General features: G+C 36.7%; 15 protein-coding genes, 9 tRNA genes, 1 rRNA gene and 1 pseudogene. 20 read left to right on the forward strand and 6 right to left on the reverse strand.

The window, feature by feature from the left end; genetic code table 11:
• The first annotated feature begins 193 nt into the window (after positions 1 to 193).
• The 13 genes from BK575_RS03385 (at position 194) to BK575_RS03445 (ending at position 3,295) form a co-directional block, all read left to right on the forward strand.
• Complete coding sequence (locus tag BK575_RS03385) at positions 194 to 457, forward strand: CD3324 family protein (protein WP_078408902.1); 264 nt, start codon at positions 194 to 196, stop codon at positions 455 to 457.
• 166 nt (positions 458 to 623) lie between these two features.
• Positions 624 to 1,262, forward strand: coding sequence for a FusB/FusC family EF-G-binding protein (locus BK575_RS03390; protein WP_078408903.1), 639 nt, complete (start codon positions 624 to 626; stop codon positions 1,260 to 1,262).
• 116 nt (positions 1,263 to 1,378) lie between these two features.
• Complete coding sequence (locus BK575_RS03395) at positions 1,379 to 1,852, forward strand: DinB family protein (protein ID WP_078408904.1); 474 nt, start codon at positions 1,379 to 1,381, stop codon at positions 1,850 to 1,852.
• Positions 1,853 to 2,373: 521 nt separating this feature from the next.
• Positions 2,374 to 2,489: ribosomal RNA gene (gene rrf, locus BK575_RS03400) — 5S ribosomal RNA — on the forward strand.
• Between the two features lie 12 nt (positions 2,490 to 2,501).
• Positions 2,502 to 2,576: transfer RNA gene (locus tag BK575_RS03405), tRNA-Glu, on the forward strand.
• 7 nt (positions 2,577 to 2,583) lie between these two features.
• Positions 2,584 to 2,659: transfer RNA gene (locus BK575_RS03410), tRNA-Val, on the forward strand.
• 7 nt (positions 2,660 to 2,666) lie between these two features.
• A tRNA-Gln gene (locus tag BK575_RS03415) sits at positions 2,667 to 2,741 on the forward strand.
• A gap of 2 nt (positions 2,742 to 2,743) precedes the next feature.
• Positions 2,744 to 2,816 (forward strand) — tRNA-Lys (locus BK575_RS03420).
• Between the two features lie 16 nt (positions 2,817 to 2,832).
• A tRNA-Leu gene (locus BK575_RS03425) sits at positions 2,833 to 2,917 on the forward strand.
• Between the two features lie 11 nt (positions 2,918 to 2,928).
• Positions 2,929 to 3,005, forward strand: a tRNA-Arg gene (locus BK575_RS03430).
• 43 nt (positions 3,006 to 3,048) lie between these two features.
• Positions 3,049 to 3,133 (forward strand) — tRNA-Tyr (locus BK575_RS03435).
• Between the two features lie 2 nt (positions 3,134 to 3,135).
• Positions 3,136 to 3,211: transfer RNA gene (locus BK575_RS03440), tRNA-His, on the forward strand.
• Between the two features lie 13 nt (positions 3,212 to 3,224).
• Positions 3,225 to 3,295 (forward strand) — tRNA-Gly (locus BK575_RS03445).
• Between the two features lie 70 nt (positions 3,296 to 3,365).
• Here the strand turns inward: BK575_RS03445 and BK575_RS03450 are convergent.
• Positions 3,366 to 3,845, reverse strand: coding sequence for a hypothetical protein (locus BK575_RS03450; protein WP_078408905.1), 480 nt, complete (start codon positions 3,843 to 3,845; stop codon positions 3,366 to 3,368).
• Positions 3,846 to 4,128: 283 nt separating this feature from the next.
• Here BK575_RS03450 and BK575_RS03455 point away from each other — a divergent pair, with 283 nt between their 5' ends.
• From BK575_RS03455 to fumC, 4 genes are all read left to right on the forward strand, one after another.
• Positions 4,129 to 4,956: a DUF2935 domain-containing protein gene (locus BK575_RS03455; protein WP_078408906.1), complete on the forward strand. Its 828-nt coding sequence runs from the start codon at positions 4,129 to 4,131 to the stop codon at positions 4,954 to 4,956.
• Between the two features lie 441 nt (positions 4,957 to 5,397).
• A complete protein-coding gene (locus BK575_RS03460) occupies positions 5,398 to 5,742 on the forward strand; it encodes a hypothetical protein (RefSeq protein ID WP_078408907.1) in 345 nt (114 codons plus the stop codon).
• 68 nt (positions 5,743 to 5,810) lie between these two features.
• Positions 5,811 to 6,008 carry an IDEAL domain-containing protein gene (locus tag BK575_RS03465; RefSeq protein ID WP_078408908.1) on the forward strand — a complete coding sequence of 66 codons (198 nt, stop codon included), beginning with the start codon at positions 5,811 to 5,813 and terminating at the stop codon, positions 6,006 to 6,008.
• Between the two features lie 393 nt (positions 6,009 to 6,401).
• Positions 6,402 to 7,790 carry a class II fumarate hydratase gene (fumC, locus tag BK575_RS03470; RefSeq protein WP_078408909.1) on the forward strand — a complete coding sequence of 463 codons (1,389 nt, stop codon included), beginning with the start codon at positions 6,402 to 6,404 and terminating at the stop codon, positions 7,788 to 7,790.
• Between the two features lie 150 nt (positions 7,791 to 7,940).
• Here the strand turns inward: fumC and BK575_RS03475 are convergent, their stop codons facing one another.
• The 5 genes from BK575_RS03475 to BK575_RS03495 all read right to left on the reverse strand — a co-directional run bounded on the left by BK575_RS03475 (position 7,941) and on the right by BK575_RS03495 (position 13,548).
• Positions 7,941 to 8,699: a TrmB family transcriptional regulator gene (locus BK575_RS03475; protein WP_078408910.1), complete on the reverse strand. Its 759-nt coding sequence runs from the start codon at positions 8,697 to 8,699 to the stop codon at positions 7,941 to 7,943.
• Positions 8,700 to 9,057: 358 nt separating this feature from the next.
• Positions 9,058 to 11,004 (reverse strand): FtsX-like permease family protein, encoded by a 1,947-nt coding sequence (locus tag BK575_RS03480; protein ID WP_078408911.1) that lies wholly within the window; start codon positions 11,002 to 11,004, stop codon positions 9,058 to 9,060.
• Positions 10,994 to 11,755: an ABC transporter ATP-binding protein gene (locus BK575_RS03485; protein ID WP_078408912.1), complete on the reverse strand. Its 762-nt coding sequence runs from the start codon at positions 11,753 to 11,755 to the stop codon at positions 10,994 to 10,996. Before BK575_RS03485 ends, BK575_RS03480 begins: the two co-directional genes overlap by 11 nt.
• A gap of 100 nt (positions 11,756 to 11,855) precedes the next feature.
• On the reverse strand, positions 11,856 to 12,860 hold the full coding sequence (locus BK575_RS03490; RefSeq protein WP_078408913.1) for a sensor histidine kinase: 1,005 nt from the start codon (positions 12,858 to 12,860) through the stop codon (positions 11,856 to 11,858).
• Positions 12,853 to 13,548, reverse strand: coding sequence for a response regulator transcription factor (locus tag BK575_RS03495; protein ID WP_078414620.1), 696 nt, complete (start codon positions 13,546 to 13,548; stop codon positions 12,853 to 12,855). Before BK575_RS03495 ends, BK575_RS03490 begins: the two co-directional genes overlap by 8 nt.
• Before the next feature lie 147 nt (positions 13,549 to 13,695).
• Here BK575_RS03495 and BK575_RS03500 point away from each other — a divergent pair.
• From BK575_RS03500 to BK575_RS03510, 3 genes and pseudogenes are all read left to right on the forward strand, one after another.
• A pseudogene (locus BK575_RS03500) lies at positions 13,696 to 13,875 on the forward strand (MazG nucleotide pyrophosphohydrolase domain-containing protein); the annotation flags it as partial.
• Between the two features lie 252 nt (positions 13,876 to 14,127).
• Positions 14,128 to 15,060: a D-2-hydroxyacid dehydrogenase gene (locus BK575_RS03505; protein WP_078414621.1), complete on the forward strand. Its 933-nt coding sequence runs from the start codon at positions 14,128 to 14,130 to the stop codon at positions 15,058 to 15,060.
• 12 nt (positions 15,061 to 15,072) lie between these two features.
• A complete protein-coding gene (locus BK575_RS03510; protein WP_078408915.1) occupies positions 15,073 to 15,534 on the forward strand; it encodes an NUDIX domain-containing protein in 462 nt (153 codons plus the stop codon).
• The last annotated feature ends 173 nt before the right edge of the window (positions 15,535 to 15,707 follow it).

Below are 15,707 nucleotides of genomic sequence, written 5' to 3' on the forward strand. Positions count from 1 at the left end.
AAGTGATGGCAAATAAGATTAGATTGCCAGAGTCTGCAGCGACTCATGCAAAGCCTAGTATTGGAAAGGCGATACTTTGCATGGGGCGGACTTTCATTGAAAAGAAAATCGCCAAATGAGCGTTATCGTTTCTGATTTATTAGGCTTTGCACCTTATTTTTATTATTAATAAAAGAATAAGGGGCTGGCAGAAATGAAATATGTAAAAGCAACCACTGTTTTACCCGAAAACCTCATAGCGGAAATTCAAAAATATATTCAAGGAGAAACAATCTATATTCCTAAACCTAAAAAGACTTATCGAAAATGGGGGACGCGTTCTGGAGGAAGAAAGTTAATTGATGATAGAAATGCCTCTATTCAACGTGCATTTAAAAGCGGCACGACGATTGATCAATTAGCTGAAGAACATTTCCTCTCAATAGAAACGATTAAAAAAATTGTTTATTCTAAATAGATAGGGTCGGGCATGATAGCACTGATGATCTTTCAGAAGAGAGTATCAGTGCTTTTTGTATGTGGAGTTTGATTCCTAATCGTTTTCTGCATTGAATAAAATAAGTCGATCTTTTAAAGTGAAAAGGAATGGTGTTTTAAGTGATACATGAACAGGAGTGATCAAGATGGAACCTTTTATCAGGAGTGACCAGTATAATTTTATTAAGGTGCAAACACAAACTCTAATAAACGGACATTCAACCGTTAACGATATTGATGTTATCAATGCATTAAAGTCTATGGCTATAGAAAAAGTATCCAATTTGTTCGGTGACCTTAACGATGAGAAGAAGCAGTTAATAGACCCAATTCTTGAAATCAAAGATAAAACACAGGCTGAAGAGTTTCTAGCGCAATTAAAGCCGTATGTCATTCCTTTTAAAGAAGTGACCGAACAAACGTTAAAAAAATTATTTCCTAAAGCAAAGAAATTAAAAGTTCCTTCATTAGAGAATATGGATTTAAAAGAAATTTCATACTTGGGTTGGTATGATAAAGGCTCAAATAAAAAATATATCGTAGCTGGGCATCAAAATAAGCTTATAGGTTTACACGGTACATTTGAAAATAGTAATCAAAAGGGGATTTGTGCTATATGTAATGCCTATGAGGAAGTGGGGATGTTTCTTTCTGAATCAAAAGGAGCCGATAAAGGAACATTTATTAAAAGAGGGAACTACATTTGCCAAGATAGTCAAAAATGTAATCATAATTTAACGACACTGGATAAAATGAACGATTTTATTGTACAGATAAGCAGATAAATCACTATTTCAACACTATTCGAAAAGATGGAAGGGTGTTTTATCTGCTTAGAAGGAAATGAATGTGAATGCCGAGAAATGATTATATAGAGGATATAGAAAGGGGATGTTTTTTCTTGGAGCAAACAATCATTCATCATATGGAAACGGTGCGAAAAATAACTGAACAAACGATGGAAAAAATACCAGAAGAGATTTCGGATATCATTCCGGACGGTTTTAACAACAATATTCGTTGGAATTTTGGTCACATTGCCTTTGTGCAGGAAAAACTCGTCTTTGGACTTCTAGGTGAGGAGATGGGTCTTCCGACAAATTATGAGCGGCTTTTTGGGGCTGGAACCAAACCAGCTGAATGGGAGGAGATGGCTCCATCATTTGCGGAGATTGCTGCGATATTGACGGGACAAAAAGAGAGAATTAGGGATTTTATTCAAGGTCGCTTAGATGAAAAACTGCCGACTCCATTTACAAATCGTTTAGGCATTAAGTTTTACACGGTGGGTGAAGTGTTTTTATTTAGTTTTTATCATGAAGCACTGCATATTGAAACAATCAAGCGGTTATATCAATCTATTTCTTCTAAATAAGCAAATATCTATGGATATAACCAATTGACTTTTTAGGTTTTTATTTAAAAACGAAGATTGGCTCGAAAAGAAAGGAAGTTCTAAAATCGTAAATGGAAACAATGTATCAAACAATAAGTCAAACAATAAAGAAGAGCGTGAAACGGAAAAGTGTCTCACGCTTTTTGTTTACCATCTTGTTCTATGTACAATTTAGATGAGAGGGGCATTTTTGTATTGAAATTGTAAAATGATGTTTAGAAACGAGTGTCGTATTATTTTATAAAAATAGTTGACGGTTATATTAAAAATCATTAAAATATTAAGAGTCGCTTCGATATGATGAATTTAAAAAAGTATTTGACTTTTATTTTTTGAAATGTTATTATTTAAAAGTTGCTTATCGGAGAAACTTAGCAGCTCGTTATCTAGTTTTGAAGGAATAACCTTTGATATTCTGTCTGCACTTGCGTCTGCAAGTGGATTCAAGGAAGAAAGATTCCTCAGTGCAAGCCTGCAGAGATGTAAACTCATGCAGTAGGCTTGGTGATGATGGCGAAGAGGTCACACCCGTTCCCATGCCGAACACGGAAGTTAAGCTCTTCAGCGCCGATGGTAGTTGGGGGTTTCCCCCTGTGAGAGTAGGACGTTGCCAGGCTTTTTTAAATGTGGCCCGTTGGTCAAGCGGTTAAGACACCGCCCTTTCACGGCGGTAACACGGGTTCGAATCCCGTACGGGTCACCATTATAGTGGAGGATTAGCTCAGCTGGGAGAGCACCTGCCTTACAAGCAGGGGGTCGGCGGTTCGATCCCGTCATCCTCCACCATTCATATTGGGCTATAGCCAAGCGGTAAGGCAACGGACTTTGACTCCGTCATGCGTTGGTTCGAATCCAGCTAGCCCAGCCAAAGAGCCATTAGCTCAGTCGGTAGAGCATCTGACTTTTAATCAGAGGGTCGAAGGTTCGAGTCCTTCATGGCTCATCATTTAATTTATCATGCCGGTGTGGCGGAATTGGCAGACGCGCACGACTCAAAATCGTGTTCCTTCTGGAGTGTCGGTTCGACCCCGACCACCGGTACCATTTTCATATATGCGCCCGTAGCTCAATTGGATAGAGCGTCTGACTACGGATCAGAAGGTTATGGGTTCGACTCCTGTCGGGCGCGCCATTTATAAAGAAGCTTGTTGGCAGCATCTTTTATTCAGATAAATGGAGGGGTAGCGAAGTGGCTAAACGCGGCGGACTGTAAATCCGCTCCCTCAGGGTTCGGCGGTTCGAATCCGTCCTCCTCCACCATGGCGGTTGTGGCGAAGTGGTTAACGCACCAGATTGTGGCTCTGGCATTCGTGGGTTCGATTCCCATCAATCGCCCCATGAAATGAAATATGCGGGTGTAGTTTAATGGTAAAACCTCAGCCTTCCAAGCTGATGTCGTGAGTTCGATTCTCATCACCCGCTTCAATTAAGGAACGAAGATTGGGAATATACTATATTGTTATACAACCTGCTAAAAAGCGCATTGAAACAGTCAATGCGCTTTTTTGGTTATTTGTTGAGTAAAACACTTTTCATATATGAATTGAAATCCATACATTAAAACTGATTTTATTAAAAATAGAAGGGATAGTTGAAATTTAGTTAGTCTAATGAGAGAAACATATCCTATTTTTTTAAACCAATTGAGCGCAAAGTACGTAAAAATAGAATCAATCACTATATTTACTAAAAGATACAAATTAAATTTACCGAATGTGTATTTGAGTATCCAAATTGATCCGACTAAGAATGGCCCTAATATTAATGGCAATTCTCCCAGTACATTAGGTTTTATCGTGAACGGGAACCACCACCATTTTTTCTTTTCCGCTAAAAATCCTTCTGCAGTAACATATATACACATAAATAATGCTCCGGGAAGAAATCTTTTAAACGTCTTTTCACCAATAAATAGGATCGATAGCCAAGGTAATAAGGCCATTAAGATAATATATTTATTCATATGTCTCATTTAATAAACATCCTTTACTTATGGTTAATCTTAATAAGTATATTTTCTCTATTTCTAATCAGAGTATGTACAGATTGTTTTGCAGCATTACTTAAAGAGAATAAAAGTTGAGTGAAAGGGAAAACTTCTGGAAATATTTTATTGCAGCTTTTTCTTCCGCGAAAATTTTCATAATGAATTCATTTCTTTCTTAAACTTATCGTAATTATATAAAGGAACCTTCCTTCAGTGGGGCTCTTACTGTCCGTTAATACGGGATAAAAAGGAAAAAGGGGGGAAGTGTTTGACAAATAATACGATTTCTTTATGGGAAGAGCATTTGTTTTGGTTAGAGATTTTACAAGATCACGCTTACTTTATAAGAGACCATCTGTCTGCAAGTGAAAGTGAATACGTTAACATTTCACATCAGTATGTAAATTTATTTGATGATCTTATTGCTATGTTAAGAGGCATTCCCCGCTCAGTGAATCATACAGACGATATGATGATTTATTTTTCGAAGAGAGCTTGGGAGGCAGCGAAAGGTTATTTTGAATTTGAGGGTAAAATGCAAGCTCTTAGAATAGATAATAAAGTCAATTTAAATTTATCTCCAACATATTTAAATGGAACGTTAGCTGAAAATCAGGAATACTTACGAATTTTAAGACAATTGGTTCAAGGAAAAGAGCCTGCCATTCTTCCTTTAGTAAATCTTATGGATTTATGGCTTGAAGATCAATTGGGGCATGCAGTATTATTTAAAAATTTACTTGATCCGATTGAAGTAATTGCGACTAGGCAAGCTGAGGCTTATATTAGCCAATATCAAATTTTTATTGTACAAAATCATCACTTGAAAGGTTATTTGCGTTTCAAAGAGCCTGGGTTTCCTCGCCAAACAGAATTCGCGTATGATGTTGGAAAAACAACTTTAGAAATGAATCGGTTTATCTCCAGTATGGTAATTAAATATAAGGAAAGTAAAATTTTAAACAAATCGACTTTACGATTTTTGGAACATCATTTTCCTGAAACCTGTTACTTTATTAAAAAGTTAAGTCACTATGCTCCTCGATTACAGAAAGAAGCTGGTAAATGCTCTCTAAGAAGGCCGTCTTATTCCTAAGCGTGCATGTTTACAGTGTATATATTTACAGAGAAAGTACGTATAGGAAATAAACAGATTACCCTTTAATTAATAATACAGACAAGATGATAAGTATTGATGAAGATTCCTTCTCTTGTCTAAAACAAAGCAAGCTGTTTCTGGGGCTTGCTTTTCCTGTTGAGTTGATTTATTTCATCTATAGCACAGTTGCGTTGTCAGATTTCCTTGCAAATCCTACAACTAGCTAAACCTTTTTGTTTTTTCGTGTCAGCTCTTTTGACAATTCCGTAGAGGAATTCCTTAAAACCTTCTATACTACATATAACTCCAACGAATATAGAAATACATATAGACTAAGAAAGAAAGTGATATCTCTTTAGGATCTTTTTTTATTGTAAACGCTTTCATTTTCCGGTTGTTTGTTGTAAAATATTACTATTAAGAAGGAGTGATGAGGGAATGAATAAGAATAAAGCATTTTTAGAAGAGTTGAAATATGTGGTGGAAAATGGATTTATTCTTAATGAATATCTATTAGAGCAATTGGAGAGAAGCCTTGATAAAAGTTCATCTTTAATTATTGAAGTTTATCAAATCTTTATGGCGAATCGCGGGATTTTACCATTTGTTAGTGATGTAGAAACCATGGTTTATGATTATATCGTTAGCAGAGAAATGGATCAAGCGAAAACATTCTATGGAGCCACATTGTTTGCAGCGGATTTATTCGAGACAACACAAACCTACATTAAATGCAAAGTAAGGTCATACCATTCATCTTCATATTTAAAAACAAGTGCTTAGAGGAGCGTCTGAAATCACTGACTTAGAGTAAATATGCAATAACCAGAAGGAGAAGGAGTTGACTTTTTATGGAAAATTATACTTCTCAAGTATCTCAACATTCCGAGCCAAAAGAAATGGATTCGCTGATTGCTGAAAGGATATTGAAAAAGGCAATTCTTGATTTTAGAAAAGGACAAATTCAAAAAGAAATCGATCAGTCTTTACAAGATCGTAACAGAGAAGCGTTCCTGCGATTAACAGAGCAATTAAAAAATATTTCTTAAAAGAGTTTTATGGAAAGCAATGATTTGGGGGAGGAGAGTTAAACTTAACATAATGGCCAAACAAACAATCAATAAAGGCAGATGAAAGGGTAAAAAAAATGAATGAAGAAATGATGTGAGCGGCCTTGTTTTTCTAATCAGGAGAAACAAGGTCGCTTACTGTCGTTATGTGCCTTTTCTTAACAGATATGTGCCGTGTTTTAAGGATGATTATAAACAAGCGTACATACCATAAGAGGGTGAAGAAACAAAATAGAATTCTCACGTTTCTTGTTGTTTTTTTCATGGTATATAGTTAGAAGTGCAGAGGAGCACTATAAGAAATGGATCTAATTCAACAAATCGTTGGAAAGGTCATTGTGGTGCCAATAAAACATACACGGGAGGTAAATCATGGAATATAGGGTTGAAAGGGATACAATCGGTGAAATAAATGTACCGGCAGATAAGTTGTGGGGGGCGCAAACACAGCGAAGCATCGAAAATTTTCCGATTGGAACAGAAACAATGCCGATAGAAATCATCCGGGCATTTGCCATTTTAAAGAAAAGCGCAGCACTCACCAACCAAAAACTTGGGAAGTTATCCGAGGAGAAAGCGGGTGCGATTGTTCAAGCGGCAGACGAGATTTTAGAGGGAAAATGGGATGGGCATTTCCCGCTCGTTGTATGGCAAACGGGAAGCGGGACACAGTCCAATATGAATGTTAATGAAGTTATCGCAAATCGCGGGAATCAACTGCTGGAGAGTGGAGGAAACGAGGAGCATCTTCATCCGAATGATGATGTCAATATGTCACAAAGTTCAAATGATACGTTTCCAACAGCTCTTCATATTGCGGGAGTGATTGCTGTCGAGAATGAATTACTTCCAGCGATTACTAAGCTGAAAGAGACATTTCAGCAAAAATCTGACCAATTCAAAGATATCATTAAAATTGGCCGCACCCATCTGCAAGACGCAACTCCTTTAACATTGGGACAGGAAATAAGCGGCTGGCACCGTATGCTTGAAAAAGATGAGAGAATGATTCAGGAAAGTGTTCAATATATGAAGGAGATTGCCATTGGGGGCACAGCTGTCGGAACAGGAATAAATGCTCATCCGGAATTTGGAGCCTTAGCGGCTAAAGAAATTAGCAAATTTACGGGAAAAACGTTCATTTCAGCTCCGAATAAGTTCCATGCCTTAACAAGCCATGATGAAGTCGTGTATACACACGGTGCGTTAAAAGCACTCGCGGCAGATTTGATGAAAATGGCCAATGATGTGCGCTGGCTGGCGAGTGGGCCGCGCAGCGGAATCGGAGAAATTTCGATTCCGGCCAATGAACCCGGAAGTTCCATTATGCCTGGTAAAGTAAATCCGACGCAAAGCGAAGCGTTGACGATGATTGTTACGCAAGTGATGGGCAATGATGCCGCGATTGGATTTGCTGCAAGCCAGGGGAATTTTGAGCTGAACGTGTTTAAACCTGTCATTATTTATAACTTTCTTCAATCGGTAAGACTGTTAGCGGATGGAATAAAGACATTCAATGATAAGTGCGCGGTAGGCATTGAGCCGAATCAAACAAACATTCAACACCATTTACAAAACTCGCTTATGCTGGTGACGGCATTGAATCCGCATATCGGTTATGAAAATGCCGCAGCTATTGCCAAGCTTGCTCATAAAGAAAATCTCACCCTGAAAGAAGCGGCATTGAAAACAGGGCTGCTGACGGCAGAACAGTTCGATCAATTTGTAGATCCGGCGAAAATGATTGCACCGAAAGAATGAAGTAGATTTAGATGTATGGTTTAATCAACAAACTGCCTACTTCCTATGTGAGGCCTTTTAAGTGGGTTCAAGCTGGAAGAACAGAAGGGGCACAAACAGGATAAAAAAGCATGGTTATTAAATGGGCATGGGTAAAACACCCATGCCCATTTAATAACGCAATTTCATTAAAAGCTCTTTTATTTCTTCATCATCCATAAGTTGACTGTAAAATTTCTCGGTCACTTTTGCCAAAGCGAGATCGTGGTAGAAAAAGTCCGTGAAAAACTTTACGAACGGCTGCGACATCGTTTTCATCGCTTGCCATTGCTGATTTTCAACGCCAGCAAAGAGGATTTCTTTTTCATCGACTACAATGAGCCGTGATCTTTCGAGTAAATGATGTTTTTCAGAAGGAATAAGAACATGTATATTTGATAGATTTGATTGGATTTCGCCAATGACAAGCCCTTCCACCTTTACACCGCTCATTTCCTTTTCTTCTAAAAGGGACAAATACTCTGTAAAATCATCACTCCATGCTGAGATTAAGATGGAATGCTCCGCTTCTTCTATTAATTTTTCAAATTGAACAAGAATGGAAGAATTCGCTTTTAAGGTCCACACACGATCATCCATAAAGGTTCTCTTTTGTGAGTTGTTTTTTAAGATATCAATATTTGTCTGGAATTCTTGTGTCAATTTTTTGATAGCCACTTCTAGAGGAAGGGCCGAATAAAGTTTTTTCTTCTCGGATATCGTATCCATGATCATTCCTTTGTCAATCATTCGCGATAAGACTTCATATATTTTTGCTTTCGGGACATTCGAATATTTGACAATCGTTGTCGCATCGAGCGGATCACCGCTGGAAACCAGTACTTCGTATACATTGCTTTCATATTGTGAAAAACCAAATTTTTGCAGCATAAAACCTCCAAAAAAAAATCAAATAGCTTATAGATTAAGGTAAAAATCGTAAAATTTTTAAATCCTTTGAAACATAGGACATAATGATGACTTTCCCTTTAAAATAGCGGAAATTTCTACTATTGTCAAAATAAAGCGGGAAAGATGGAGCTTTACAGTTATCAGCTACTTGATATATATAGATCGATTTAGAAAATTCGACATGGCCAAAGAACGGCCATGCCAAATTTTCTGAACCTTTGAGAGCAAATTCAAGTTGTTTGGGCCGCCGATTGTGATGGCTCTCGATTGAATGAAGATGTGTCGAACTATTAAGTGGAATGTATATAAAAACTTCGGGCGATGACAACAACTCGAATTAAAGTGCTTCCTTAATTACCTTTTTATAATAGAGTACAGATAGTATTCCGAAAATGGAATACAATGCGGTGTAGAGTACCATAACAATAATCATCGGTGTCCAAATTTCTGTTCCGAATAAGAACCACCCAGATTGAACGGCAAAATAGCTATGAAGCAGCCCGATGACTAAAGGAATTCCGAAATTAAAGATTTGTTTTGCTCGAATGCCTTTTAATAAATCTCCTTGTGTGAAACCGAGCTTTCTTAAAATAGTATAGTTTGACCTTTCATCTTCACTCTCATCCATTTGTTTAAAATAAAGAATACATCCTGATGTAATGAGAAAGGTTAAGCCTAAAAAGCCGACGATAAACATAATAAGGCCCATATTTTGTTTCTGATTGTTGCTCATTTCAAGGCGTGAATGATGTAAGTTATTACTATTAAAGCCTGCTTCTTTAAAAAGATTATTTGCTTTTTCAATATTTGCTTCTTCTGTAATATCAATCCCGATATAAACGAAGGATTCTTTTTGAATTTTTGGATCTATATCGTTCTTTAATCGCTCAAAAATAGTTTCGTCCACGATGGCTGTTGGCGAACCGCCATTCGTGAAATACCATGATAAAATGTATTCCTTGTTTAGGCCTACATATTTTTGTGGTATGACTTCATGTTTTCCTTTCAACTCGATTTGACCAGAGTCTTTCAAAGTCATAAACTTCTGCAGCAAATCCGTATAACCTGTAAAAAGGGTTTCATCTTTTGACAGATCGATAGATTCAATTGCTTTATCACTGACAACAGCAGTGGCCATGACGCCTGGATCAAAGTTTAATCCCTCTAGATTCGTATCCAATATTTTTTTTATATTGATATTTGCATAAATAACATCGATCATTTCTTCACTATATTTAATATTATTAGCATGTAATGCATCTTTAAACTGCTCAGCATCTTGTAGATTCGTCATTGAAAAATTTGCAGGTACATAGTTTTCTGCTGTTTTTTCAGCTGAGTAGTATGAGATATAACTTAAGGATAATAAGCCAATCGCAAGTGCGGAAACGGTTGTAATAATAGTTAATAATAAGGCATTCGATTTCATTCGAAACATAATGGATGAAAGAGATAATACCTCATTAATATTTAAATAACCATCCTTCTTTTTCCTAATCAAATGAAAGATAAAGCTGACGGAACCTTTATAAAAAAGATACGTGCCGATGATAACAGATGCAAGAATAAATATCATAGCAATGGATAATTCAGTCATCGTTCTAAAGTCTCCATCAAATAATTTCGATGAAATATAGTAGCCTGAAACGATGAATACAATTCCAATAATTCCGATGATGATTTCAATTAAGGACATTTTTTTCACTTTTTGTTCTGTCGACGAAAGGACCCTAAATAAAGATAAAATGCTTTGCCGTTTTATAAATGCGTAATTCATCAGCATGATAAAGAGATAGATGATACAAAAAACAACAAGTGTTTGAATGAGTGCTTGGACAGAAAAATGAAGCTTTGCGATGGCATCAACACCTGTAATTTTAAATAAAACCATGATGATTAATTTTGAAACGGAAAAACCAATAAAGATTCCGATCATTAATGAACCGAAATAAAGGATAAAGTTCTCAGCACTCAGGATGCGAAAGATTTTACTCTTTGTCATTCCTATTAATTGAAATAAGCCGATTTCTTTACTGCGTCTTTTAATAAAAATGTTATTGGCATATAAAAGGAAAATCGAGACAATCGCGACAAGTAAGATGGAAGCGGCTCGAATAGAAGCGCCACCTTTAATAGATCCTTTTACTTGATCCATTGAGGGGTCATATTGCAATGTAACAAAGGCGAAATAAAGGGCAACACTAAAAATCAAGGCAAAAACATAAAGGTAATAATTTTTAAGATTTTTTTTCAAATTTCGTAGAATGAGCTGATTAATGTTCATATTGTACCCCGCCTAATACGCCCTGTGTTTTCATGATATCTTTAAAGAAGATTTGTCTTGCTTGTTCTCCTTGATTTAATTGTGTATAAATTTGTCCATCTTTAATAAAAATGACCCTGCTACAATAACTTGCTGCAACCGGATCATGAGTGACCATAATGATGGTTGCTTTTCGTCTTTGATTTAATTCGCTTAATTTGTTTAATAAATCGGAAGCGGATTTTGAATCAAGTGCACCAGTTGGTTCATCAGCGAAAATAATGCTCGGTTCATGAATAAAGGCTCGGGCTGCAGAGGTCCGTTGTTTTTGGCCGCCGGAAATTTCATTTGGATACTTATCTTTTATTTCATTAATACCTAGTTCGGACGCTAACGCATGAAATTTTTCATCAGCTTCTTTTTTGGACACTTTTGTAATCGATAACGGTAAAAGGATATTTTCTTTAACAGTCAGCGTGTCTAATAAATTATATTCTTGGAAAATAAATCCTAAATGACTTTTTCGGAACTCAGCCAGTTGTTTTTCTTTCATACTTGTCATTTCTTTTCCTTCGATATTAATTGTTCCGTAACTAACCTTATCAATTGACGAAAGAACATTGAGCAATGTTGTTTTACCTGAACCTGATGCCCCCATGATACTTACAAATTCCCCTTTTTTAATACTAATATCTATTCCCTTTAAAACTTCTTGTTTATTAAATTTATTGCCATAGCTTTTATGAATTTTATTTGCTTCTAAAATAGTCATATCGATCGGCTCCTTTTCTTTGATAGCTTTATTATAAAAGGGGATGGTATTCTTTTCCTTCGTTTGTCCGAACAAACAACAAAAGCATGTGACACTTTTGTCACATGCTTATCATATTCACGAATTCATTTCTTTTTGGAAAGGTTAACGTAAAGGTTGTTCCTGCATCCAGTTTTGAGTGAACATGTAATTGTATGAATAAGGGCTTAGCCGCTTTTTTGGCTAAATATAAGCCCATGCCCGTTGCAGAGTTGTCATGATGGTTTGCCGTTGATGTAAAGCCTTTATCAAATATGCGCGGTAAATCCTTTGGGTCAATACCTAGACCAAAGTCTTTCACCTCTAAGCACGTTTGCTTATCTTGCTGATAGCTTTTAATGATGATATCGGATGCTTCACTATATTTCACCGCGTTTGTTAAAAGCTGTCGGATGATAAAGGCCAGCCATTTGGCGTCACTAAGCACTTCTGTTATCCCTAACTGAATGTCAAAGCCAATCCCTTTTTGAATACACCATGATTGTAATGTTTTAATCTCTTTAAAAATTAAGGGTGTTAAATCTGTATTTTCTATAAATAAATCATTTTCAATAAACGATATACGCTTTTGATGAAGCTGCTGATCAAGCAGTAGATGAATCCGCAGCCATTCATAAGTCAAATGAGCTTTCATTGTTTCATCATTTAATCGTTCAATCATTAAATGCATAGCAGTTAACGGTGTTTTAACTTCATGAATCCAAGACAATAGTTCATCTTTCTCCTGTTCTAAAGCTATTCGATTTTGTGAAGCTACTTGATTCAACTGCTCTGCTTGGTCAGTGATACTTTTTTCAACAATTTTTTCGAAAGGGCTTTCTGGGTCGGCTACACTTGTTACATCGAGATTGTTTTCACGTTCTTCTAAGCTTTTATAGAATTTTGTTTCTTTATTGTAGCGGATCATCAAAAAAATCAAAAAGATGCTGCTTGATAAAAAGACAATATAAATGATTGGCTTTAATGGAATCGACGAATCAATATAAGCGATAAAGATGATAAGGGAATGGAGGAAAAAAAATAAAAGAATCCAGCTAAGTCTTTCTATGAAATATTTTTTAATCATGTATGTTTACCTCTTCAATAGCGATATAACCTTGTCCGACTTTCGTTTCGATAAAGCGTCCTAAGCAAAGCTCATCGAGACGCTTTCGCAAACGATTTACATTAACCGTTAAGGTATTATCACTTATGAAACGTTTATCATCCCATAAACTATTCATTAATTGTTCGCGACTCACAATTTTATTTTTCTTTTCAATAAGCAGTTTTAAAATAAAAATTTCATTTTTTGTTAGTTCGATTGATCCGATCTCATTGGTGACCGTATTTTTCTCGTAATCCACCTTTGCCCCGCACCATGTTTTCAGATTTACTTGTTCTGTATTGTAGTTATAAACACGTCGAAGAATCGCCTGTAGTTTCGCAATAAGCACATCAAAATGAAATGGCTTTTGGATAAAATCATCAGCTCCAAGCTGCATAGACATAACCATATCAGTAGGATGATCACGCGATGATAAAAATATAATCGGAACGTTTGAATGGGATCGAATCATTCGACACCAATGAAAGCCATCAAATTTTGGCAATTGGATATCGATAATAACTAAATCAGGTTTTACCACTGTAAATTCTTCAATGACTCTACTAAAATCAGTAATCCCATAAATTTCATAAGACCAACTGGCTAACCGATCTTTAATCTCATGAAAGAGAGTTGTATCATCTTCAATCAACAACAATTTAAACAATGAATTCACCACATTTTCCCTTTTATATAAATAAATTGTATAGTAAATCCTTTATGAGTGCCAGGTTTATAGTTATTGCGTTTAAGGGCTTTGGCATTTTTTATATAGGCTATGTTAAATTCTACTGTTGATTTTCAACATCATTGTGGCAGGGATAGGCCAAATGAAGTAGGGGGCTCTTATGAAGAACATAAACAGGAGTTAACGGAAGAGTTAGGAGATGTATTAGGTAATTTAATTGTAATTGCAAACAAGTATAATATTTCTCTTGAAGAAGTGTTTGAGTCACATAAAAAGAAACTGTTAGAACGTTATTCTAATGATTAGGTTAATAAGACATACAAAAAGACCGACTTAAATCGGCCTTTTTCTTCGATTAAGGATGCATCTCGATCAGCCTCTCTAGGTGTGTTAAAATTGTTGCCTGATATAAATGCTACCTTCATAATTATATTGTGTGGGTTATGAAGAAAAATAAGAGGAATTATAAGGAAGTTGCTAATTATTGTATGTTTGAGGAGGAACTGATTCATATAGGGAGTTATTTCCATGGAATGTATGATGTATGGGGGGATAGCATTGAATATTGAAAACATTTTAGTAACTGGCCATCTATATAAGGAGATGGAGAAGATTTTGACACAAAAGAACTTGTCTAAAAATATACGCTTTGTGGCGGAGGAGGAAGTGTCACAAGAGGATGTTTTGTGGGCTGATGTGTATGTAAGCTTTTATCCAACCGAACATTTTGAGTTCGGTAATTTGAAATGGGTACATTCAACAGGAGCCGGTGTGGATAAATATTTATATGGACGGGAATGGGATGAGTCCGTTTTATTGACTCGAACTGTTTGTTCATTCGGGCAAAGAATAGGGGAGTATTGTTTAAGCTACCTATTAAGAGATATGCAAATGCATGATACATTTGCACAAATGAAAGCTCAACGGCAGTGGAAGCCGGAAGAGCCGAAACTTCTTGACTCTCAGCGTATCGTCATCTACGGAACAGGAGAAATCGGGCAGGAAATTGCCCGCGTTCTTTCAACGTTTAGAATTAAGGTTTCGGGCGTGTCGAGAAGCGGGGAGAGTGTTCCGTTTTTTGACCAGGTCGTGAAAACGGAAAATGCGGCGTTTCTTTTGAAGGAGGCAGATTGGGTCATCAGTACGCTCCCTTTAACAAAACAAACATACAAAATATTTAATGATGCTTTTTTTGACCAGCTGAATAACAGCGGGTTTATAAATGTGGGGAGAGGCGCAACGGTCGATGAATTGGCTCTATTAGAAGCACTGCAGAAGAAGACGGTTCGCCAGGCGGTCTTGGATGTGTTTGAAACGGAGCCTTTACCGGAAACATCACCGTTATGGAAGCATCCTGATATTACCATCACACCCCATATATCAGCTGTCACTACTCCGGAAGAAGCGGTGGAGTGTTTTTTAGACACGCTTGCAAAGATTGAAAACGATGAGCCCCTTTACAATCAAGTGAAAACGAAACAGGGCTATTAAGGAGCGATAAGAATGGTTAGAACCGCAGCAAAAGCAATCATAATCAATGAAGGAAAAATCCTGACTATTAAAATGCAAGGAGAGAATGGCGTTTTTTATCTACTTCCGGGCGGAGGCCAGGAACATGGAGAGAACTTGCATGAAAATTTGAAGAGAGAATGCAAGGAGGAAGCAGGTGTTGAAGTTGAAGTCGGTGAACTTCGTTTTGTCCGGGATTACATAGAGAAGCATCATAAACTAGACTGTGAGCGGGATTTTCATCAAGTTGAATTTCTGTTTGAATGTAAATTAAAATCAACGGCCGATGAAGCCAGAATCGGGACGGTTCCGGATGAAAGGCAAATAGGGGTAGAATGGATCGAACTTGATGATATCATGGACATTCCTTTCTATCCGCTTGCGATCCGCCCGCTTCTTATGCGTGTGCCGGATCGATATGCCAAGCTTCCTGTCTATTTGGGAGATATTAATTAACGAAAGAGGGCGGCTCCAAGCATGCAATATGTTTGGAGTTGTTTTTTTTATAGGAAGTTTTTAGTCACGAACTCTTTCTGTGGGAATAATGGTTGATATGTTAGTTTAAGTATTCAGTTTTTTTAGAGCTTTCCTTTTTTCCTATTGTTACATTATTTTCCCCTATTTATTGG

It is taken from the genome of Priestia abyssalis (assembly GCF_002019595.1).
Lineage (GTDB): Bacteria > Bacillota > Bacilli > Bacillales > Bacillaceae_H > Bacillus_BA > Bacillus_BA abyssalis.

Bases quoted from the DNA above. Each gene is read 5' to 3' on its own strand.
- BK575_RS03385 (WP_078408902.1), top strand. From the start codon at position 194: ATGAAATATGTAAAAGCAACCACTGTTTTACCCGAAAACCTCATAGCG.
- BK575_RS03390 (WP_078408903.1), top strand. From the start codon at position 624: ATGGAACCTTTTATCAGGAGTGACCAGTATAATTTTATTAAGGTGCAA.
- BK575_RS03450 (WP_078408905.1), bottom strand. From the start codon at position 3,845: ATGAGACATATGAATAAATATATTATCTTAATGGCCTTATTACCTTGG.
- BK575_RS03460 (WP_078408907.1), top strand. From the start codon at position 5,398: ATGAATAAGAATAAAGCATTTTTAGAAGAGTTGAAATATGTGGTGGAA.
- BK575_RS03465 (WP_078408908.1), top strand. From the start codon at position 5,811: ATGGAAAATTATACTTCTCAAGTATCTCAACATTCCGAGCCAAAAGAA.
- fumC (WP_078408909.1), top strand. From the start codon at position 6,402: ATGGAATATAGGGTTGAAAGGGATACAATCGGTGAAATAAATGTACCG.
- BK575_RS03475 (WP_078408910.1), bottom strand. From the start codon at position 8,699: ATGCTGCAAAAATTTGGTTTTTCACAATATGAAAGCAATGTATACGAA.
- BK575_RS03480 (WP_078408911.1), bottom strand. From the start codon at position 11,004: ATGAACATTAATCAGCTCATTCTACGAAATTTGAAAAAAAATCTTAAA.
- BK575_RS03485 (WP_078408912.1), bottom strand. From the start codon at position 11,755: ATGACTATTTTAGAAGCAAATAAAATTCATAAAAGCTATGGCAATAAA.
- BK575_RS03490 (WP_078408913.1), bottom strand. From the start codon at position 12,860: ATGATTAAAAAATATTTCATAGAAAGACTTAGCTGGATTCTTTTATTT.
- BK575_RS03510 (WP_078408915.1), top strand. From the start codon at position 15,073: ATGGTTAGAACCGCAGCAAAAGCAATCATAATCAATGAAGGAAAAATC.